The organism is Skermanella rosea (genome assembly GCF_016806835.2).
Classification (GTDB): domain Bacteria; phylum Pseudomonadota; class Alphaproteobacteria; order Azospirillales; family Azospirillaceae; genus Skermanella; species Skermanella rosea.
Window position 1 is genome coordinate 321,263 of sequence record NZ_CP086113.1, and the last position, 20,206, is coordinate 341,468.

General features: G+C 66.4%; 16 protein-coding genes. 11 read left to right on the plus strand and 5 right to left on the minus strand.

The window, feature by feature from the left end:
• Positions 1-62 precede the first annotated feature (62 nt).
• The 5 genes from JL101_RS32855 to JL101_RS32875 all read left to right on the plus strand — a co-directional run bounded on the left by JL101_RS32855 (position 63) and on the right by JL101_RS32875 (position 6,078).
• The gene (locus JL101_RS32855; protein ID WP_228435603.1) at positions 63-1,910 is read left to right on the plus strand and encodes a glycoside hydrolase family 15 protein; all 1,848 of its coding nucleotides are present in this window, start codon (positions 63-65) and stop codon (positions 1,908-1,910) included.
• A 391-nt stretch (positions 1,911-2,301) separates the two neighbouring features.
• Positions 2,302-2,643, plus strand: a complete 342-nt coding sequence (locus tag JL101_RS32860; RefSeq protein WP_203104461.1) for a hypothetical protein — start codon at positions 2,302-2,304, stop codon at positions 2,641-2,643.
• A 22-nt stretch (positions 2,644-2,665) separates the two neighbouring features.
• Positions 2,666-3,016, plus strand: coding sequence for a BLUF domain-containing protein (locus JL101_RS32865; RefSeq protein WP_203104463.1), 351 nt, complete (start codon positions 2,666-2,668; stop codon positions 3,014-3,016).
• Between the two features lie 210 nt (positions 3,017-3,226).
• On the plus strand, positions 3,227-4,954 hold the full coding sequence (locus JL101_RS32870) for an IlvD/Edd family dehydratase (protein WP_203104466.1): 1,728 nt from the start codon (positions 3,227-3,229) through the stop codon (positions 4,952-4,954).
• A gap of 89 nt (positions 4,955-5,043) precedes the next feature.
• Positions 5,044-6,078, plus strand: coding sequence for an alpha/beta hydrolase (locus JL101_RS32875; protein WP_203104468.1), 1,035 nt, complete (start codon positions 5,044-5,046; stop codon positions 6,076-6,078).
• A 45-nt stretch (positions 6,079-6,123) separates the two neighbouring features.
• Here JL101_RS32875 and JL101_RS32880 read toward each other — a convergent pair whose 3' ends face one another.
• The 3 genes from JL101_RS32880 to tnpA form a co-directional block, all read right to left on the minus strand.
• Positions 6,124-6,519 (minus strand): PRC-barrel domain-containing protein, encoded by a 396-nt coding sequence (locus tag JL101_RS32880; RefSeq protein ID WP_203104470.1) that lies wholly within the window; start codon positions 6,517-6,519, stop codon positions 6,124-6,126.
• A 282-nt stretch (positions 6,520-6,801) separates the two neighbouring features.
• A complete protein-coding gene (locus JL101_RS32885) occupies positions 6,802-7,551 on the minus strand; it encodes a FadR/GntR family transcriptional regulator (RefSeq protein WP_203104472.1) in 750 nt (249 codons plus the stop codon).
• Positions 7,552-8,112: 561 nt separating this feature from the next.
• Positions 8,113-8,517, minus strand: coding sequence for an IS200/IS605 family transposase (gene tnpA, locus JL101_RS32890; protein WP_228435604.1), 405 nt, complete (start codon positions 8,515-8,517; stop codon positions 8,113-8,115).
• A 39-nt stretch (positions 8,518-8,556) separates the two neighbouring features.
• Here tnpA and JL101_RS32895 point away from each other — a divergent pair, with 39 nt between their 5' ends.
• The 3 genes from JL101_RS32895 (at position 8,557) to JL101_RS32905 (ending at position 13,394) form a co-directional block, all read left to right on the plus strand.
• Positions 8,557-9,774: an RNA-guided endonuclease InsQ/TnpB family protein gene (locus JL101_RS32895; RefSeq protein WP_228435605.1), complete on the plus strand. Its 1,218-nt coding sequence runs from the start codon at positions 8,557-8,559 to the stop codon at positions 9,772-9,774.
• A gap of 19 nt (positions 9,775-9,793) precedes the next feature.
• Positions 9,794-11,194 carry a glycoside hydrolase family 28 protein gene (locus JL101_RS32900; protein WP_203100644.1) on the plus strand — a complete coding sequence of 467 codons (1,401 nt, stop codon included), beginning with the start codon at positions 9,794-9,796 and terminating at the stop codon, positions 11,192-11,194.
• Between the two features lie 256 nt (positions 11,195-11,450).
• Positions 11,451-13,394 carry a hypothetical protein gene (locus JL101_RS32905; protein WP_203100646.1) on the plus strand — a complete coding sequence of 648 codons (1,944 nt, stop codon included), beginning with the start codon at positions 11,451-11,453 and terminating at the stop codon, positions 13,392-13,394.
• Positions 13,395-13,488: 94 nt separating this feature from the next.
• Here JL101_RS32905 and JL101_RS32910 read toward each other — a convergent pair whose 3' ends face one another.
• Positions 13,489-14,358 carry an urea carboxylase-associated family protein gene (locus JL101_RS32910; protein WP_203100648.1) on the minus strand — a complete coding sequence of 290 codons (870 nt, stop codon included), beginning with the start codon at positions 14,356-14,358 and terminating at the stop codon, positions 13,489-13,491.
• Between the two features lie 106 nt (positions 14,359-14,464).
• Complete coding sequence (locus tag JL101_RS32915) at positions 14,465-16,117, minus strand: right-handed parallel beta-helix repeat-containing protein (protein WP_203100650.1); 1,653 nt, start codon at positions 16,115-16,117, stop codon at positions 14,465-14,467.
• Positions 16,118-16,626: 509 nt separating this feature from the next.
• Here JL101_RS32915 and JL101_RS32920 point away from each other — a divergent pair.
• The 3 genes from JL101_RS32920 to JL101_RS32930 are packed head-to-tail and all read left to right on the plus strand — an operon-like array spanning position 16,627 to position 20,194.
• Positions 16,627-17,478 carry a class I SAM-dependent methyltransferase gene (locus JL101_RS32920; RefSeq protein WP_203100652.1) on the plus strand — a complete coding sequence of 284 codons (852 nt, stop codon included), beginning with the start codon at positions 16,627-16,629 and terminating at the stop codon, positions 17,476-17,478.
• A gap of 43 nt (positions 17,479-17,521) precedes the next feature.
• Complete coding sequence (locus JL101_RS32925; protein WP_203100654.1) at positions 17,522-18,730, plus strand: glycosyltransferase family 4 protein; 1,209 nt, start codon at positions 17,522-17,524, stop codon at positions 18,728-18,730.
• Entirely contained in the window at positions 18,731-20,194 is a 1,464-nt protein-coding gene (locus JL101_RS32930) for a lipopolysaccharide biosynthesis protein (protein WP_203100656.1), read from the plus strand. It begins immediately after the preceding gene.
• Positions 20,195-20,206: the final 12 nt, after the last annotated feature.

Consider the following 20,206-nt stretch of genomic DNA (forward strand, 5'->3'; position numbering starts at 1 on the left):
GCGGGAAAAGACGGCGGCACGGCACCGCCGATGATCCCGTCCGAAGGCGAAAGGCACGGGATTTGGCCGGGACCGACACACCTCACCGTATCGAGGACTATGCCCTGATCGGCGACTGCGAGACGGCGGCGCTCGTCTCGAACCGGGGCTCCATCGACTGGCTTTGTTTTCCCCGGTTCGATTCCGCGGCCTGTTTCGCGGCCTTGCTGGGATCTCCGGAGAACGGCCGGTGGAGCATCGGGCCGAAGGACGACCGGGCGCGGGCAACCCGGCGTTATCGCGACGGCACGCTCATCCTGGAGACGACGTTCGAGACGCCCGAAGGCTCGGCGACGCTGATAGACTTCATGCCGCCGCGGGACGGCTTCGCCGATCTGATCCGGATCGTGGTCGGCAACCGGGGCCGGGTCGAGTTCGACCTCGATCTCGTGATCCGGTTCGACTACGGCCGCAGCATCCCCTGGGTCAGCCGTCTCGACGACGCCACGCTGACCGCCGTGGCCGGCCCCGATCTCCTGCTGCTGCGGACGGCCGCGGAACTGCGCGGTGCCGACATGCACACCGTGGGATCGTTCACCGTGACGGCGGGCCAGCGCATCCCGTTCACGCTGATCCATGCTCCGTCCCACCTGCCGCCTCCGGCTCCCCGGGACCCCGAAGCCGAATTGAGGCGGACGGAAGCGTTCTGGACGGACTTCTCGGGTCGCTGCCCGCCGGTCGGGCCGTGGACGGACCAGGTGAAGCGGTCGCTGATCACGCTCAAGGCTCTGACATACATGCCGACCGGCGGCATCGTCGCCGCGGCGACGACGTCGCTCCCGGAACATCCCGGCGGTCCCCGCAACTGGGATTACCGCTTCTGCTGGCTGCGCGACGCCACGATGACGCTGCAGGCCTTCATGAAGCTGAGCTACTACGAGGAGGCGTCGTCGTGGCGCGAGTGGCTTCTGCGCAGCGTGGCCGGCGACCCCTCCCAGATGCAGATCATGTACGGGCTGGCCGGCGAGCGGCGCCTGCCCGAATGGGAGGTCCCGTGGCTGGGCGGCTTCCTGGATTCCCGTCCCGTGCGTGTCGGCAACGCCGCGGCCGGGCAGTTCCAACTCGACATCTACGGCGAGGTCGCCGACGCGATGGCGCAGGCCCTGAAGGGCGGATTGCCGCCGCACCCGAGATCCCGGGCGCTGAGCGAGACCATCATGCCGTTCCTGGAGCAGGCATGGCGGCGTCCGGACGAGGGAATCTGGGAGACCCGCGGCGGACCCCGGCATTTCACGCATTCCAAGGTCCTGGCCTGGGTGGCCTTCGACCGGGTGGCCTCGATAGCGCTCGCCGGTGATCCGGCCAGTGAACGGGCGGCCCGGTGGCGCCGGGTGGCGGATCTCATCCACGAGGACGTGTGCCGGCACGCCTACGACCCGGACCTCGGCAGCTTCGTGCAATCCTACGGATCCAGGCAACTGGACGCGAGCCTGCTGGCCATTCCTCTGGTCGGTTTCCTGCCGCCCGAGGATCCCCGCGTCGTCGGTACGGTGGCCGCCATAGAGCGGCATCTCATGCATGATGGCCTCGTGCTGCGCTACGACACGGGAACCGGGGAAGACGGACTGCCTCCCGGCGAGGGCGCGTTCCTCGCCTGCAGCTTCTGGCTCGCCGACGTCCTCGTTCTCCTCGGGCGCCATGCCGACGCGAGACGGCTTTTCGAACGGCTGTGCACCCTGTGCAACGACGTCGGGCTGCTCGCCGAGGAGTATGACCCGGCGGGACGACGCATGCTGGGCAATTTTCCCCAGGCGTTCAGCCATATCGGGCTGATCAATACCGCCCTGAACCTCACGCGCATCCAGGGACCCGCCGACGAGCGGTCCGAGCACGACGACGACGCCGAACCAGGGCACCGGCCGGAACCGTAAGGCGGCATCTGAGCCGCCATCGTCCGCCCGTCCAACTGTCCGTCCCCCGATGTAGGTCGGAAAGCCTGTCCGGAACCTGCCGAGAACTCGGGATGAGAAAGTGTTTTCCGCCAATCCCATAATAATGACTGGCCAAAAAGGATAGGACAAAAGACGCCCGATTTCTTAAACGGGGTCTTAATCAACAAGATCCAGAGTGTAGGCAGCAAACCTCCTGAGTGCATTTATTATGCAAGAGAGCATCAAGGAAGAACTGATTGGGACCGTGATCGGCGGAGATGGCCCTCCTCCAAGCCTGATTGCCGCCATCGCCCCTGATGCCCTTCTGGAGGCTTGCGACCGGCTTCCCTGCGCCTTCGCGACCCTTGAGCCGGACGCCCGGCCGTCCTTGATGAATTCCGCGTTCCGGACCCTGTTCAATCCATCGACGCCGTACACCGCGAGCGCCCCGGATCTGGCCCGCCTCGCCGGAGGCGACGCCCGCTCGCTCAGGTCGGTGGACGGCCAGGTATGGCCGGTCAGCACCATCCGTCTCGGCGGTGGACGCATCCTGGTGACGGTGGAGGACCGGTCGGCCCCGACCGGCATGGACCTGACGGAGCGCAGGGATGCCCTGACGGGATTGGCGAACCGGGTCGTCCTCAAGGAGCGGATCGTCCAGATGCTTGCCGAGCCCGGGAAGGATCTCCAGGCCGCGCTCTTCCTGCTCGACCTGGACCGTATCCCCAAGTGAGCATCGAGCAGGCCGTCAAACCATGTCCGAACAGATCCACCGCCTCGTCTATTTCAGCCGCAACGCCATGCCCGGGACCGAAGACGAGATCGTCGCGGGCGTCCAGCAGATCCTGGCAAGCTCCCGCAGCAACAACGCCCGGGCCGGCGTGACCGGCGCCCTGCTGTTCAACAGCGGGTGCTTCGCCCAGGTGCTGGAAGGCCCCACGCCGGCGGTCACCGAGACCTTCGAGCGCATCCAGTGGGATGAGCGCCACAGCGAGGTCCTGGTGCTTGAATATGCCCCGTGGCTGCCCGTTCCTTCCCCAACTGGTCGATGTCCTTCGTCGGCGCCGACCGGTCCGATCAGCAGCTGTTCGGCGACGTCTCCGTGACGAGCGGCTTCAACCCGATCCACCTGAAGGCGGACCAGATCTTCGGGACGCTCGAACGCCTGGTGCGGGAAGAAGAGAAGCAGACCGCCTGACCGCCCAGCCGTCGGCCACGGGTGCATTCCCCGATCCGCGCGGCCATGCCGTCTGATGACCGGGCCTGGATTACGCGTTAGGCTGGTCCCGGACGGCAGCGAGAGAAAGGATGCACCCATGGCGCAGAAGTTCCCCAGGCCGCTGCGGTCACAGGCCTGGTTCGGCGGCGACAGCAAGGACAGCTTCATCCATCGGAGCTGGATGAAGAACAGCGGACTGCCGGACGATGCCTTCGATGGCCGCCCGGTGATCGGCATCTGCAACACCTTCTCCGAGTTCACGCCGTGCAACGCGCATTTCCGCGGCCTGGCGGAGCAGGTGAAGCTGGGCGTGCTGGAGGCGGGCGGCCTTCCGCTGGAGTTTCCGGTCTTCTCCTGCGGCGAGTCCAACCTCAGGCCGACGGCCATGCTGTTCCGCAATCTCGCCTCGATGGATGTCGAGGAGGCGATCCGCGGAAACCCGATGGACGGGGTGGTCCTGATGGCCGGCTGCGACAAGACCACGCCGTCGCTTCTGATGGGAGCGGCGAGCTGCGACCTGCCGTCGATCGTCATTTCCGGCGGGCCGATGCTGAACGGCAAGTTCCGCGGGGCTGACATCGGGTCGGGTACCGATGTCTGGAGGTTCTCCGAGGATGTCCGGGCGGGCCGCATGCCGCGCGAGCATTTCATGGCGGCGGAAAGCGCCATGTCGCGCTCGCCCGGCCACTGCATGACCATGGGGACGGCATCGACCATGGCCTCCATGGCCGAATCCCTGGGGCTGACCCTGCCCGGCAACGCCGCCTATCCGGCGGTGGATGCGCACCGCGCGCGGCTTGCCCGCCTGACCGGCCGGCGCATCGTCGGGATGGTCGGCGAGGACCTGCGCCTGTCCAAGGTCCTGACCCGCAGGGCCTTTCTCAATGCGATCCGGATGAACGGCGCGATCGGTGGTTCGACCAACGCGGTCGTCCACCTGCTGGCGATCGCCGGACGCGTCGGGGTCGACCTGACGCTCGACGACTGGGATGCAGCCGGGCGGAATGTGCCGACGATCGTCAACCTGATGCCGTCGGGGCGCTACCTGATGGAGGATTTCTGCTATGCCGGCGGGATACCGGCGGTGATGAAGGAACTGTCGGACCTGCTGGACCTGGACGTGCCGACCGTGACGGGAGGGACCCTGGGCGACAACATCCGCTCCGCCGAGAATTTCGATCCCGACGTGATCCTGCCCCGCGACCGGGCCCTGGTGCGGGACGGAGGCATCGCCGTGCTGCGCGGCAACCTGGCGGCCGCAGGCGCGATCCTGAAGCCGTCGGCCGCGTCGCCCGAACTGATGCGCCATCGCGGCCGGGCCGTCGTCTTCGAGAGCATCGAGCATTACAAGGCGACGGTCGATGACCCCTCCCTGGAGATCGACGAGACCTGCGTGATGGTGCTGAAGAACTGCGGCCCGAAGGGTTATCCGGGAATGGCCGAGGTGGGGAACATGGCGCTGCCGAAGAAGCTGCTGGAACGCGGCGTGCGGGACATGGTGCGCCTCTCCGACGCCCGCATGTCGGGCACTGCCTATGGCACCGTCGTCCTCCACTGCGCACCCGAGGCTGCGGTCGGCGGTACGCTCGCGCTGGTGCGGACGGGCGATTTCATCGAGCTGGACGTGGAAGCGCGGCGCCTTCACCTGGATGTGCCGGATGAGGAACTGGCACGCCGCGCCGCCGCCTGGTCGCCGCCCGAACCGTCGATGCGGGGCGGCTACCAGAGCCTCTACGTGGAACATGTCCTGCAGGCCGACCGGGGCGCCGACCTGGATTTCCTGGTCGGCTGCCGGGGCCACGACGTCCCGCGCGAGAGCCATTGATCCGGACCCCGCCGGCTTCGCCCGGTATTGCGCAAGCGCTCCGAACCCGTGATCCTTAGGCGACGCATTAATCAGGAAAGAGGAACGCCGTGACAGACAAGCTTCCGGAGCTCCGGCTGACGGCCGAGCATCTTCATCTGGCCGAGGCGGACGCGGAACGGCTGCTGGACGGGTACCGGATCCGGCGCGGCGACCGGGTGATGGATCCCAAGGCGCAGGTGGTCGGCGAGGTGATCAAGCAGCTGCGCTCCCCCGACAGCCTGCCGACGCCGCAGGAATCGCGCGGCCAGTTCCGGAAGATGGTCGAACTGCTCGACGAGCCGCCGCCGGCCTCGATCAAGGTTTCCGACCTGGCCTGCCCCGGCCCGATAGGACAGGTCCCGTTGCGGCTCTACGCGCCCGAGGGCACGGGAGCCCGGCCCCTGCTGCTGTATTTCCATGGCGGAGGATGGATCCAGGGGGACCTGGAGACCCATCACGGCGCCTGCGGCAAGCTCGCCGCCTGGTCAGGATGCCTGGTGCTCGCCGTCGACTACCGGCTGGCGCCCGAGCACAAGTTTCCCGCCGGGCTGGAGGACTGCCTGGCGGCGTGGCGCTGGCTTGCCGCCAACGCGGCCACGCTCGGCGCCGATCCCGCGCGGCTGGCGGTCGGCGGCGATTCCGCGGGCGGCAATCTCGCTGCGGCGGTCTGCCAGATCCTGGCGGCCGGCGGCGAGCCCGGACCCGCCGCCCAGCTGCTGATCTATCCCTCGCTGGACCTGGGCTGGCAGCTGCCGTCGCACCGGGAACTGGCGGATGCCTATATCCTGCCCAGGATCCGGGTCCGCTGGTACACCGAACTCTATCTGTCCTCCCCGGAGCAGGCGGCCGACATCCGCGTCTCCCCCCTGTGGGCGGAGGACCTGCGCGGCCAGCCCCCCGCGATGATCGTCACCGCCGGCTTCGACCCGCTGCTCGACGACGGACGACGCTATGCCGACCGGCTCGAGGCGTCAGGCGTGCCGGTCGCCTACCGCGAGTACACCGGGCAGATCCACGCCTTCATCTCGCTCACCCGCGTCATTCCCCAGGGCAACGAGTGCCTGCGGGAGATGGCCGGCTGGCTGAAGTCGAGGCTGGGCTGAGGTCGAGGCCGGCCGGAGCTGGTGGCCCGGCCGGCTGCGGCCCGGTCAGTCTTCCCATTCCTGCAATTGGGCAAGGTCCTCCTCGACCATGTCGGTGACCAGGCGCCCGTCCTGGCCCAGCTGGAGCCGGTCCAACGGCACGACGACCTGCTTGTCGCCGATGCCCAGCGTGCCGCCGAATTCCACGGCGACGGCGGTGATCCGGCCGCTGGCATCGCCAAGGACCTCCTCGACTTCGCCGATCTTGTCGCCGCCGGTGTTGTAGAGGTCCATGTCCTCCAGCTCATCGATCGAGCGGCCCTGCCAGTTGACGTCCGTCCGGTCATCGTCGAGCTCGACGAGACCGCCGGGATTGGTGTTCGGAGCCGCCGTCTGGGCGATGGCGGCGGCCGGCATGGTTAGCGCGGCGGCGACGGTCAAGATGGCGAAACGCTTCAACATGGTGAATTCCTCCTGAACTTGGTCTGGCCGACCCTATCGTCGTGAAAAGTAGAATCGGCGCCGTGTTCCCTGAACTTCCTGAAGGTTCAGGAACTGATTGATTCAACACAGAATTCGGCTGTTGGTTCCGAAACAGAGGCCACGTGACTGCTGTCCGGAAATCAGGTGTATTTCAAGAGTGACGGGCCGGGAGCGCCCCCGCTCGACCCATGATTACATGCGGTCCCGGCTATTGTTCCGGATAGGCCTGGATGCGGCACCTTTGTATCGATCGAAGCCGCCTCACGTGCCGTCGAACATCCGCTTCCGGGCATTGGAGATGTGCAGGCGCATGGCTTCCGAAGCCTGTTCGGGCGAACCGCTCTCGATCGCGGCCAGGATCGCCCGGTGCTCGGACTGCACCTTCTCCCGCCGCACCCGGCTTTTCATGAGCGAGAGGCTGCGCGACAGCTGCATGCATTGGCGGATCGGCTCGACGATGGATTCGATGGCCGAGACGAAGAACCGGTTGTGGGATGCCGTCGCGATGGCAGCGTGGAAACCCAGGTCCTCCTCGACGCCGAGAGCATCGCCTTCCAGCACTTTCTCGATGTTCCCGTAAGCCGCTTCGATCGCGTCGAGGTCGCGCCGGGTGCGCATCTCGGCGGCGAGTCCCGCGGCTCCGGCCTCGACCCATTCGCGGAACGTGAAGCAACGCTGGATGTCGGCGATGCTTTCGATGGGGGCCAGCCGAAGCAGGGCGGCATCCGGCTTGCGGACGACGTAGCTCCCGGAACCGCGGCGCGACGCGATGATGCCGTCGGAGCGCAGCCTCGAGAGCGCTTCGCGCACGGTCGGGCGCGAGGCGCCGAAGCGCTCCCCCAGCTCGATTTCGGTCGGCAGCCTGCCGTTCTCCGGAAAAGCGCCCTGGACGATCGAATCGATGATCTGCGTATAGATCCTGTCGCGCAGGTTCGCCCGATTTCCCCCCGGCGCGGGCTTCGCGCCGACGGTGCCGTCACGGAGATTAAGCGCGCGGTCGATCGGGGCCATGTGACAATTCCTGCAACGCGCTTCCACTGGCATGGTCAGGTCCGCGTTCCGCAGGTCCCGCTCCTCCCGCAGGAGAACCCGCCTCCCGAAACCACTGAACCAATTTGTCTCAACATGGCATGGGTCCGGCGCCGGGGCAATGCGCTTCCGGTCTGACAAATCCGGTCCGCTGACCAGGGTCCGTTCCGGGGTGGCCCCGGAAAGCCTGCGGGGACCCGTGCCCTTGCGGGACTGCGGGCGCTCATCTCATGACGTCGGGACCGGCTTGTTCGAAAGATCGGTGGCCGCCTGCCCATTGGTAAGACAGAGGGAATCAGGCTTGACGAAATGTCAGGCATAACCGAATAAGTCAGACAACTATACGACCCAGCAGGGCCCGATGCCGTCCCGGCTCCGGCGCCCCGGGCATTGGCCCAGGAGGAAACGCCTTGAAACGGATCGTGAGTCCCCCTGCGCCCGGCCTGTCCCAAGTCCCATCCGGATTGATCCCACTACTTGGTGCCGCAAACCCGGCATCTTCAGGGCCGGGATAGGCGCCCTTGGCGCGTCCGCGCCGAAGTCCTACTGGCGCTGTTGCTCGATGTACTGCTTGACGATCTCCAACGGCGCGCCGCCGCAGGATGCCGCGAAGTAGGATGGGCTCCAGAGATGTCCACCCCAGAGCCTTTGCGCCACTTCAGGGAAGTCGTGCTGACGCAGCAGGCGGCTCGATGCACCCTTGAGGCTGTTGACCAGTTTGGAAAGCTGAACCGTGGGTGGGTACTCGATCAGCAGGTGGACGTGGTCGTCCTCGCCGTTCGCCTCCTTCAGCCGCGCGCCGAACTCGGCACAGACACCCAGGAAGACGTCGCGCAGCACTTCGTGGGCGCGGTCGCTGAGAACGCCGCGACGATACTTCGTGACGAAGACCAAATGAACATGCAGCGAACACACGACGCTACGACCTCCGCGATATTCAATACTCATGAGCTTGCCTCCGAATGAGAGACCGAATACTCTCATGCCATGATCAGGCTCAAGGCATACCGCTATCGCGTGTATCCGACCGTCGAGCAGGAGGCCCTGTTCAGGCAGACAGCGGGGGCGTGCCGGTTTGTCTACAACCTGTGTCTCGAGCAGCGGAAACTGGAGTATCACCGCAGCCATCCGAGAAGATTGACCGCTTACGCCCAGATCGCTGAACTGCCGGCGCTGAAGGCCGAGGCGCCCTGGCTGCGGGAGGTGCCGAACCATCCGTTGCAGCAGGCCATCATCGATCTCGACAAGGCTTTCAAGAACTTCTTCGAAGGCCGCGCCGGTTGTCCGCAGTTTCGCAGGCGGGGAGATCGCGATAGTTTCCGGTATCCCGATCCCAAGCAGTTCAAACCGGAGGCGGATCGCATCTTCCTGCCCAAGGCTGGATGGGTCGCCTGGGTCCGGCATCGTCCGATGGAAGGCCGGATGAAGACTGCGACGGTCAGTCGTGAAGCCGACTGCTGGTATGTCTCCATCCAGTGCGAGATCGAGATGCCGGAGCCGATGGCGAACCTGGGGCCGGCGGTCGGGGTAGACATGGGCGTCGCGAAGCCGATGGTGCTGTCCACGGGGCAGGTGATCCAGCTTCCGCGAACCACGGACAGGGAAAGGCATAAGCTGGCGACGCTTCAGCGCAAGGTCGCCAGGAAGACGAAGGGGTCGAGAAATCAGGCCAGGGCGCGTCTTGCCGTCGCCCGGTTCCAGGCCCGTCTCGCGCGGCGGCGGAAGGATGCCGCGCACAAGGCGACGACAGCGATAGCCAAGAACCACGGCGTCATTGTCGTCGAAGACCTGAAGGTGCGGAACATGACGGCGAGTGCGGCCGGAACGATCGAGCAGCCGGGGAGTAACGTCAGGGCCAAGTCAGGGCTGAACAGGTCGATACTGGACGTGGCGCCCCATCAGATCAGGCTGATGCTGGAGTACAAGGCCGCGTGGTACGGCGGAGAACTCAGGACCACGCCGGCGCCGAACACCAGCCGGGAATGCAGCGTCTGCGGCTGCATCCATGCCGACAATCGGCGTTCCCAGGCGGAGTTTCTGTGTGTCGCTTGCGGTCACCACGAAAACGCCGATTTCAATGCGTCAAAGGTTATCAAGGCCCGAGGACTTCGGGTGTCGGCCTGTGGATCGAGCCGGGCTGCCGGACGGAAACAGGAACGCTGCGTTGTGAGGCGCGGAAGCTCGGCCCTTCAGGGCCGAGAGTAGTCACGAGGGTACACGAACCATGACATCGACTCTGTTCCGCACCGCCGCGACGGCATTGACGTTCGGCGTCGCGGTTGCGCTTGGAGCCGGCTCCGGTCCGGCCGGTGCCGCGGAAGCATCCGCGCAATCCACACCTGCGGACTGGACCATGGCCGGGGAGATCGTGGGCAAGATCCGGCCCCCGTCCATTCCCGACCGCGACTATGCCGTGACCGCGTTCGGCGCGTCGGGGGACGGCAAGCAGGATGCGCGTCCCGCGATCCTCGCCGCCATCGAGCAGGCTTCCCGGGAAGGCGGCGGCCGCGTGGTCCTGCCGAAGGGCGTCTGGCTTTCCAAGGGGCCGATCCACCTGAAGAGTCGGATCGACCTTCACCTCGCCGAGGGCGCCACGCTTCTGTTCGGCCCGGACGCCGCGAACTACCTGCCGGAGGTCAAGACCCGGTGGGAAGGGACCGAGCTCATGGGCTACTCGCCCCTGATCTACGCCCGCGATGTCGAGGACGTGGCCATCACGGGCAAGGGCACCATCGACGGCAACGCCGCCAGCGAGTTCCACGGCTGGAAGGCCAAGGAGAAGCCTGACCAGCTGGCGCTTCGCCAGATGGGCATCTCCGGCGTTCCCGTGGAGCAGCGCCGCTTCGGCGGGGGCCATTTCCTCCGCCCCAGCATGATCCAGTTCTTCGGGGCCAAGAGGGTCCTTCTCGAGGACTACACGCTGAAGAACTCCCCGTTCTGGGTCAACCACCTGGTCTATACCGACCATGCCATCGTCCGCGGCCTGAACGTGGACAGCCACATGGCGAACAACGACGGCATCGACGTCGACTCCAGCACCTACGTGCTGATCGAGAAGAACGTCTTCCGGACCGGGGACGACTCCGTCGTCGTCAAGTCCGGCCGCGACCTGGACGGGCGGCAGATCGGCAGGCCCAGCGAGTACGTGGTGGTCCGCAACAACGACCTCGGCGGGGAGGACGGCATCGCGCTGGGCAGCGAAATGTCCGGGGACATCCGTCACGTGTTCTTCGACGACAACGTGCTGCGCAAGGGCGCATCGGCCATCCGCTTCAAGGGAAACCTGGACCGCGGGGGCGTCGTCGAGCATATCCGGGTGCGGAACATGGCGGTCGAATCCTTCGACACCCTGTTCTGGTTCCAGCTGAACTATCCGGGGGAGCTGGGCGGCAACTTCCCGCCGGTCTACCGTGACATCGTCTTCGAGAACTTCACGGTGGAGAAGGTCGGCACGGTGTTCGACGCTCACGGTCCGGAAGCCGCCCCGCTGCGCGACGTCCTGCTGAAGAACGTGACCATCGCGGCGGCGGAGAAGCCGCTGGTGGTGGAAAATGTCGAAGGGCTGCGTTTCGAGAATGTCCTGATCGGCAAGCAGCGGGTCGACGGCACGCTGGACTGGCGCTGACCCGAGCCGGCCGCCATGGACCGCCCGGCGGGCGGTTTATGGCGGTCAACGCACCTGCGCCCTGAAAGTAACGACGCCCAAATCAATCCCTTCGCCCGGACGCCATCAAGCTTTCAGTCCGGTATGCCGGATAGTGATCCCCGTGTCGTGACCAGCGAATTTCCCTCTGGCGGGCGGGTATGACCCGCTGAGATGACGAAGCGCTTCTTGCATCGAGCTAGGCTGGAGGTCAGGAAAGCGCACCAAGGGTGGATTCATGACCGGGTTTACTGCTTTCACCGAGATCGCGGGAACAGCCGGCGACGACAAGCTGACCGGTACGCCCGGGCCGGACCGCATCCACGGACTGTCCGGCCAGGACATGATCGGGGGCTTGGCGGGGAACGACGGGCTGTGGGGCGGGGCAGGCAGGGATCTGCTGCTGGGGCAGGGCAACGACGATTATCTTTCCGGAGGCTCCGAAGCCGACATCGCCAATGGCGGAGCCGGGTCGGACATGGCGGTCGGACGGGAAGGGGACGATATCCTGCTCGGCGGTCAAGGCGGCGATCGGCTGATCGGAAGCCAGGGTGACGACCATGCGGACGGCGGCGGAGGCGACGACCGTCTTAACGGAGGGCCCGGCAGCGATACCCTGTTCGGCCGCAGAGGAAGCGACAGGCTGATCGCGGGCGATGGCGATGACCGCTTGTTCGGCGAGGGTGCCCCAAGCCTGGAGTTGGTGGAGAGGTTTGCCGGACCCCCGCCCGATCCGAACACAGACGTCTTCGGGCAGGCCTTCGCCATCGCCGGAGAGACGCTTGCCGTGCTCCCGCCCGGTGCTTCTGAAATCACCCTCCATGACGTCAGCACGGGAGCGCTGCTCGGGTCGATACAACCGCCTCCCGGTGCCGGCCCCTTCGATTACCGGACCACGTTGGCAGCAGGAACGGACCGGATCCTGGTCGGTGAGCCCGGGGCCGATATCGATGGCAACGACGCCGGACAGGCTTACCTCCATGATGCGTCCGGGCGGTTCATAGCCACGCTCGAAAGCCCCGAGCCATCCGACAGCGGTCGTTTCGGGCAAGAGACCGCTGTCGGTTCGCAGGCGATCGCCGTGGCCGAGACCGACGCGATCCGCTTCGACGTCCATGTTTTCGATCCGGAAACGGGAGCCTACCGGACCAGCCTTGATATCCCGGGAAGTGACGATCTTCAGGTCGACAGCATCTCGCTTGCCGCGGACGACGGACTCATCGCGGTCGGAGTGAATTACCTGCACGCCTGGGAACTGGGTTATTCGGGCGCGGTGCACGTGTACGATGCCGAAACCGGCGCCCTCCGGCAGACGCTCACCATCCCCACCGACCAGGATTACTTCGCCTATGATGTCGCCATCTCGGGAAACCGCGTGGCGGCCGGTTCACCAAACGAGGGCGGCACCGGTCGAGCCTACCTGTTCAATGCGGGATCCGGCGATCTGCTCCGCACGATCGACCACCCGGCGCCAGACCCCGGATACGTCCCGATCCTGCCGGGCAATTTCGGCTCATCCGTCGCGATCACCGAAGACCGCATCGTGATCGGCGATATTCAAAGCAGCATCGCCGCCTTGTCGGGGGCGGGCTCGGTCTTCGTCTTCGACGCCGAAGGCGACGATCTGCTCGAGATCCTCACCGAAACCGATCCCAGGGGCGGAAACTACTTTGGCGACGATGTCGCGGCGGTTGGAGACGCCGTGGTGACGTCCGCGACCAACACTCAGCAAGGGCCGACTTCCGGCGCCACCGGGGTCACCTATCTCTACCGGAGCGAACCGGAAAACTCCGGTGGCGCCGATAACTTGCACGGAGACGCCGGCGATGACGAGCTGGACGGAGCCGGCGGATGCGACCTTCTCTACGGCGGTGCGGGCGCCGACGTCATGCGGGGCGGGGCCGGAGGCGATTGGATTTCCGGAGACGCGGGGAATGATCGGCTGAGCGGCGGGAGTGGCAACGACGGATTCGTTCTGCGAAACGATTGGGGCGACGATGTGATAAGTGACTTCGCACAGGGTGACCGTGTCTTCTTCCGCGACGCCGGGGTAACGGACTTGGAGGGGTTGGATCTGGACGAGGTCGATGGAAATGCCGTGTTGAGCCACGGCGGCGACAGCCTCACCCTTCAGGGGATAGCGGCCGGCGACGTGCAGGATGACTGGATGATCTTCATCTGAACCGCGCCCCGTTCGGCGATGGCTGGTGCCCGTATTCGGCGGCGCCTCGCGCGGGCGGCGCGCCAGCGGTGGAGTAACGATGTGCCGGAGCGGTTTACCGGGAAGCGGGTCCGTGGGTCCGGTCGTATCCGCTGATCGCGGGGGAGGTCCAGCCGCGCGGCGGCGCGGCCGGCCTGAAGACCTCCACGAGCAGGGGATGGCACGCGGCCGCGTCGCTCGAATGCTCGGCGCCGCAGTCCCCGCCGGGGCAGGCGGACAGGGCGCCGAGCAGGTCGATCTCGGCGAAGAACTCCAGGAAGTCGCCCGGCCGCACGGGGCTCGCCTTCATGAAGTACTGGCCGGTATCGCGGGTGAATCCCGTGCACATGAAGACGTTCAGCACGTCGTGCACGGCCGGCTCGACGCTCTCGCGGGGGCGGTCCAGCCGGCCGGCGAGGGCGCGCGTCAGGTTCGAGTGGCAGCAGTGGTGATAATCCCCGCCGGCGAGCAGCCGATGGGTGTAGGGATCGCACCGCGTCCCGATCACGTCGTGCACCGATCCGCCCCAGTCGTCGAAGCCGTACCAGTCGAGGGTGTCTTCCGTGATCGTCGCCATCGGCCGCAGGTAGGGCAGGGACGACCACAGCCGGTCCCCGGTCGAAAGATGCGTGCCGTGCAGTGCCCGCGTCTTGCCCGAGAAGAAGCGTTCCTGAAGGTCGTCCGCAGACCAGAGATTGAGATCCCCGACCTGCGGGCCCTCGATGCTGACGATGCGGAAGAAGCATCCCGCGGGAACGTCGAAGCATCGGGCGTCGCGCGGCGGGACGACGGTCTCGGACAGCTTCTCCCAGCCTTCCCGCGCGGCGCGATAGGATTCCAGGTCCGGCGGAACCAGGCTGTCCACCGGGTAGCAGATCACGGGCCGGATCGTCCGGCGGGCGTCCGCGTCGCCGGGTTCCGGGTGCTCGGGCTTTTCGAGCTTCATCAAGGCTCTCCAGGGTCCTGCGTCTGATCGATACGGGAGCACCATGGCATGTCCGAAGGGCCTCCGGAACCCTGGATCGACGATCTTCCGGGATCCGGGACGCCGATCAGAACAGGCTGGCCGTCGGGGTGTCCGGGTCTACTCCCAATAGGGTGATCGACTGGGTCCCGTGCTGGAGCACCATGTCGCCGGCAGGGGTCTGGGCCACCCTCAGGTCGCCTGGGGCGATCGAGGCATCCAGCTTGATGTGGTCGGTGCCCGGCTTGAACCCGACGATCAGGTCGTTGCCGTGGTTCGCCACGAAGGTGAAGGTATCTGCACCGGCGCCGCCGGTCAGCCTGTTGTCCAGGCCGTTGTCGACCACCACCGAACCCGCCGATGTCGAGATCACCAGGTTCTCGACATTGGCGGCCAGGGTGTAGCCGGTGGCGTAGACCTGGGCCGTGTCCCGGCCTTCGCCGGCCTTCTCGACCACCACGTCGAGCCTGGATCCGATGACGTAGTGGTCGTCGCCCGCCAGGCCGGTCATGGTATCGGCTCCCGATCCGCCGTCGATGCGGTCATGGCCGGAGGTGCCGGTCAGCCTGTCAGCCGAGGCGGTGCCGGTGACGGTCCCGGTGGGGACCGCCCCGGCCTTCCAGTCGAAGGTGCGGCTGTCGACCGGGATTCCGGACGGGGCGGGTGCGGGCTGGGCCGCGCCGTACATCACCAGTCCTTCCGGACCGACCTTGGACCCGTCGAAGGTGCCGCCGACCTTGTTGCCGGTATTGACGCTGACCGCGCCCGCCTTGGCCGACAGCCAGGAGGATTTGGAAACGATGTTGTCGATCAGCTGGACGTTCCTGCTGGCATAACCCAGGTTGTCCGTGCTGACATTGACCACCGAGCCCGGACCGCTGGACGCCAGATAGTTGCCCTTGATGACGCTGTCGATGGCGCCATAGGCGTTGACGGCGTGCTTGGAGGCGGCATCCACCTTGTTGCCGGAGACGGTGAAGCCCTTGGCCTGGTAGCGGAGCGTGCCGGGCCAGGTCGAGCCCTGGTTGCCGGCGAAGCCGCCGACCAGGATGCCGTCGGGCACCTGGTAGAGATGGTTGTCCAGGATCCTGACGTTTTCCGACCCGGCCTTGGCGACGATGCCCGAGAGCCCGACGATGTCGTAGACCCTGTTGTGGGCGATAATGCCGTTCCGCATGTAGACGTCGTCGATGCCTTCCTCGCCGCGCACCCCGTAGACGGTGTTGCCGGTGACCGCCGAATTGACGGTCTGGGCCGTCTTGATGCCGTCCGTGGTCTGGCCGTGGACGATGTTCTGCTCGATCACGATGTTGTTGGCGAAGTTCGTCAGGGTGTTGCCGCCCTGGGTGATCTTGACGCCCTCGGTGCCGCCGATCAGCTCGAAGCCCTTGATGACGATGTTGTCCGGCCCGTAGCCGTAGATCGCGGGCAGGCCGGCGTTGGCCGCCTTGATGTCGGCCTTTCCCTGCCCGTCGGCCGAGACGATCCAGATCGGCTTGTCGGTGGTGCCGCTGACGCCGATCTTGACGTTCTCGGCATAGACCCCTTCCCTGACCATCACGGCGGTGCCGGGCTTCGCCTTGGACACGGCGGCCTGGATGGTCTTGAGCGGGGAGGACGCGGTTCCGGTCCCGGCATCGCTGCCGGTCGGGGAGACCCACAGGAAGGCGGTGGGCTTGGCCGTCTCGTAGGGGACCACGCTGGCCGCCGCGGTGGAGATGGACGTGGCACTGTAAGGCATGGGAGCGATCCGCGCAAACTAATGAGGTAACTCATTAGAGTGTACGGGGGGACGGATCGTGCCCAAAGCCGAAAACGGCGCGGCATCAGGTCAATTCTGTGACATTGAAACAAATAACGGGATTTTACTTCTTGTTTACTTGGGGCTTTGTTGGGGTTCGGTCCGGGGAATGGTTCGGGAAGGCCGCAGGGCCGCCGCCGGCGTGATGGTGAAAGACGGCTGAACCGGCCTCCGGACAGGCCGTCTCCAGTAGGCCCGGCTTCCCGGAAGCCCCCTTGTCCTGGTGTTAACTCGTTTCAGGCCGGCCGGAATCGGCTGCGCCCTTTGCGGTCCCGGGACCTCCTCATTAGGTTGAGTCCGAGCATCCTCTATGGATAGTTTTTAGGCTAATCCACCCTAATTCCGGCCAGCCGGTTCCGGTGGATAAAATCTTGCAGGTGGACGCCGAGGCAATGGAAGCACAGATCTCCGCTCGCGATCATATCGATTTGCACGCCAGTCAGCATCCGATGGAGTTTTTCGACGAATTCAGGACGGCGGAGGCGTATTGCCTGCACCTCATGCACAGCCATGCCTACAAGGAGGCCGCCAGGCTGGTGGCTGCCGGCCGGGTCCTCGACCTGGGCTGCAACAACGGTTACGGCTCCTACGAGTTGAGCCGGCATGGCCACCGGGTCGTCGGCGTTGACGTCTCCGCCGAGGCGCTCGACGACGCGCGGAGGCGCTTCAGCGCCGACAATCTCGAATACAGGCAGGTGAGCGGGCAGGACCTGCCGTTCGAGGCCGACAGCTTCGACCTGATCACCAGCTTCCAGGTGATCGAGCACATCGTCGAGATGGAGCCCTACCTGCGCGAGATCCGCCGCGTCCTGAAGCCGGGCGGCCTCGCGGTCTTCACGACGCCGAACGCCCGGATCAGGCTCGACCCCGGGATGCGGCCCTGGAACCGGTTCCATGTCCAGGAGTTCACGCCGGAACACCTGAAGGAAACCGTGGCGCCCTTCTTCGCCGACGTGACGATCAGGGGCCTGTATGCGTCGGAGGAGCTCTACGCGACGGAGTTCAATCGCTGCCAGCGGGCCCTGAAGCAGGCGCGCGAGGCACAGCACGCCGCCCCGACCGCCGCCCAGCCGGTTCACGAGCCGATCCGCGACGCGATCGCCGCCGCGGTGAAGGCGGTCCTGCCGGCGAGGGCCGTCGAGTATATCCGCAACAGGCGCGACGGTGCTCCGGCCGGGAGCGGTCCCGCCAAGGGCACCCTGGCTTCGGCCGACAAGGAGAGGCTGGCGCGCGGAAGCATCTTCTACCGCGAGGACGGCCTGGACGGGGCGCTGGACCTGATGGCGGTCTGCCGGCGGTGACGTGCCTTCGACCGGAGCCCGCTCCGATCCGACCGGAGATGACATGAAGATCGGCATGATATCCACCGAGTTCCCGCCGGCGATCGGCGGCATGCAGGTGATGGCGTTCAACCTGGCGCAGGGCCTGTCCCGGCGCCACGACCTCGTCGTGTACACGCGCAGGGACCAGGGTACCCCGGCGTCGGGCCTCGCCACCGAGCCGGTCCTCGCCGCCGACATCAGGCACGACCTGCGGCCCCTGGCATCGGCCGACGTCGATGTCTGGCTGGCGATGAATGCCGGATACGGTGCGCTGGCGGGGCGCTTGCCCAAGCCGATGGCGGTGGTCTGCAACGGCAACGACTTCCTGACGCCCTGGGTGATCGACTATCCGCGCCAGATCGATCTCCTGGAGGGAAAGACCCATGTCTGGCGGTATGCCCATCCCCTCCGGCAGGCGTGGCGCCGCCGGGTCCTCGGCCGGGGGCTTTCCCGGGCCGCGGCCGTACTGCCGATCAGCGAGCATTCCAGGGACCTGGTCGTCCGCAGGTTCGGCCTCGACGGCGACCGGACCGTCATCCTCCATCCCGGGGTGGAGGACAAATTCTTCCAGACCCGGACGCCTGCCGCGGCCGGGACGCTCAGGCTGCTGACGGTATCGAGGCTGGACATCCATAACCGTCGCAAGAACGTCGACGGCGTCCTGCGCGCGGTCGCCGAACTCGGGCGCGGGATGGATGTCCGCTACACGGTGGTCGGCGACGGAAACGACAGGCCCCGCCTCGAGGCCCTGGCTGGCGAACTCGGCATCGCCGGCCTCGTGAGGTTCACCGGGAAGTTGGGCGAGGCCGAACTCCTCGCCGCGTACCGGGAAGCCGACCTCTTCGTCCTGGCGGGCCAGGCCTCGGAAACCGATGTCGAGGGGTTCGGGATCGTCTATATCGAGGCCATCGCGGGCGGGGTCCCGGTGCTGTGCAGCCGGAGCGGCGGAGCCGTCGACGCCGTGCGGGACGGCGAGACCGGGATCCTGATCGAGCGGTCAGACACCGCGTCCATCGCCCAGGGGATCAGGCGCTTCCAGGCGGCCCGATCCGCGTTCGACCCCGCCCGGATCAGCGCCCATGCGGAGAAGTTCAGATGGGGTGCCGCGATCGACAGGGTCGATGCGGTACTGGCGTCCGTGCTCCGCGGCGGCGTCCCGCGGGGTGCCGCGTTTCCCGCGGAAATGCCGGCCGGCGATGCGCGCCGGGCGGACAGCGTGGGGATGACCTGAATGTCCGTCCGCCGTTCGCTCTTCATCCAGTTCCTCAACAGCTACAGCGCCGCCGGCATCTCCTTCGTCTCGATCATCATCCTGGCGCGCCTGCTCACGCCGCAGGAGATCGGCATCTTCTCGGTGTGCATGGCGTTCGTAGGATTCCTGCATACGCTGCGGGATTTCGGGATCGGGGCCTACCTCCTCCAGGAGAGGAATCTCGATGCCGAGATCCTCCGGAGCGCCTACGGGCTGGCGCTCCTGTTCGGCTGGACGGCCGCCGCCGTGCTGGCCCTGTCCAGCGGGCTGGTGGCCGATTTCTTCAACGAGCCGGGCGTCAGGTCCGTTACCCTGGTCCTGGCGGTCAATTTCCTGCTGATCCCGCTGGGCAGCCTGGCTATCCCGCTGCTGAAGCGCGACATGCACTTCGTGAGCATCATGAAGATCAATGTCGCGGTGAGCTTCGCCTACGCCGTGTCCACGATCCTCTTCGCCCTGCTCGGAGCGGGGTACATGAGCATGGCGTGGGGCACCCTGGTCAGCACCGTGGTGAACGTGGCGGGCAGCCTGGCGGCCCGTCGGGACCTGATCGGGATACGCCCGAGCCTGCGGTATGCGCGGCGCATCATCTCGTTCGGCGCCTACTCCGTCGGCTCGAACTTCATCGTGGCCTTCGGTCCCAACGGCACCGAGATCGTCATCGGCCGCATGCTGGGGCTCAGCGCCGTGGCCCTGCTGGGCAAGGGGCGCAGCCTGATCACGCTGTTCCAGCAGGCCATCATGGCCTTCATCATGCCGGTGGCGGGCGCAATGTTCGCCCGCCAGTCGCGCGACGGAAGCGATGTCGGGAAGTCCTTCCTGCAGGTGATCGGCTACCTGACGGCGATCGGCTGGCCGAGCTACATCTTCATGGGCTTCATGGCTTTCCCGATCATCGACATCCTGTTCGGGGACCAGTGGTACGCCGCGGTGCCGGTGGCCCAGATCTTCTGCGTCGCCTACAGCATCGCGCTGCTGCACAGCATGAACAACATGACGATGGAAGCCTGCGGGCACGCCAGGGCGGCTTTCCGCTACCAGATCATCCTGTATCCGCCGACCGTGCTTCTGGTCATCGCCGCCGCTCCCTTCGGCCTCGTGGCCGTGGCCGGCACGACGATCATCTCCGCCACGGCCGGCCTGATCCTGTCGTACATGTTCCTGGGAAAGGTGATCAACATCCGGGCAGGACAGGTCGCCCGGGCGGTGCGCAAGAGCGCGCTGGTCGCCGCCATCACCTCCGTCCCTCCGGCGGCGGTCTATTTCTGGGGCGGGATCGGCCCGGGGAACACCGTCATTCCGCTGCTCGCCGCCGCCGTCATGACGGGCTTGGTCTGGCTGGCCGCCGTCTTCGCCACGGACCACGAGATCAAGCAGGAGATCCTGAGGCTGATGCGCAGCATCATCGAACAGATGCGCAGGGTGGTGGGCTCGGCCGCTTGAGGGTGCCGGCCT

What these genes read in the sequence shown, in the direction of transcription:
- JL101_RS32860 (WP_203104461.1), top strand. Translation starts at nt 2,302, where the DNA reads ATGAATTCCGCGTTCCGGACCCTGTTCAATCCATCGACGCCGTACACC.
- JL101_RS32865 (WP_203104463.1), top strand. Translation starts at nt 2,666, where the DNA reads ATGTCCGAACAGATCCACCGCCTCGTCTATTTCAGCCGCAACGCCATG.
- JL101_RS32870 (WP_203104466.1), top strand. Translation starts at nt 3,227, where the DNA reads ATGGCGCAGAAGTTCCCCAGGCCGCTGCGGTCACAGGCCTGGTTCGGC.
- JL101_RS32880 (WP_203104470.1), bottom strand. Translation starts at nt 6,519, where the DNA reads ATGTTGAAGCGTTTCGCCATCTTGACCGTCGCCGCCGCGCTAACCATG.
- JL101_RS32885 (WP_203104472.1), bottom strand. Translation starts at nt 7,551, where the DNA reads ATGGCCCCGATCGACCGCGCGCTTAATCTCCGTGACGGCACCGTCGGC.
- tnpA (WP_228435604.1), bottom strand. Translation starts at nt 8,517, where the DNA reads ATGAGTATTGAATATCGCGGAGGTCGTAGCGTCGTGTGTTCGCTGCAT.
- JL101_RS32895 (WP_228435605.1), top strand. Translation starts at nt 8,557, where the DNA reads ATGATCAGGCTCAAGGCATACCGCTATCGCGTGTATCCGACCGTCGAG.
- JL101_RS32900 (WP_203100644.1), top strand. Translation starts at nt 9,794, where the DNA reads ATGACATCGACTCTGTTCCGCACCGCCGCGACGGCATTGACGTTCGGC.
- JL101_RS32905 (WP_203100646.1), top strand. Translation starts at nt 11,451, where the DNA reads ATGACCGGGTTTACTGCTTTCACCGAGATCGCGGGAACAGCCGGCGAC.
- JL101_RS32910 (WP_203100648.1), bottom strand. Translation starts at nt 14,358, where the DNA reads ATGAAGCTCGAAAAGCCCGAGCACCCGGAACCCGGCGACGCGGACGCC.
- JL101_RS32915 (WP_203100650.1), bottom strand. Translation starts at nt 16,117, where the DNA reads ATGCCTTACAGTGCCACGTCCATCTCCACCGCGGCGGCCAGCGTGGTC.
- JL101_RS32920 (WP_203100652.1), top strand. Translation starts at nt 16,627, where the DNA reads ATGGAGTTTTTCGACGAATTCAGGACGGCGGAGGCGTATTGCCTGCAC.
- JL101_RS32925 (WP_203100654.1), top strand. Translation starts at nt 17,522, where the DNA reads ATGAAGATCGGCATGATATCCACCGAGTTCCCGCCGGCGATCGGCGGC.
- JL101_RS32930 (WP_203100656.1), top strand. Translation starts at nt 18,731, where the DNA reads ATGTCCGTCCGCCGTTCGCTCTTCATCCAGTTCCTCAACAGCTACAGC.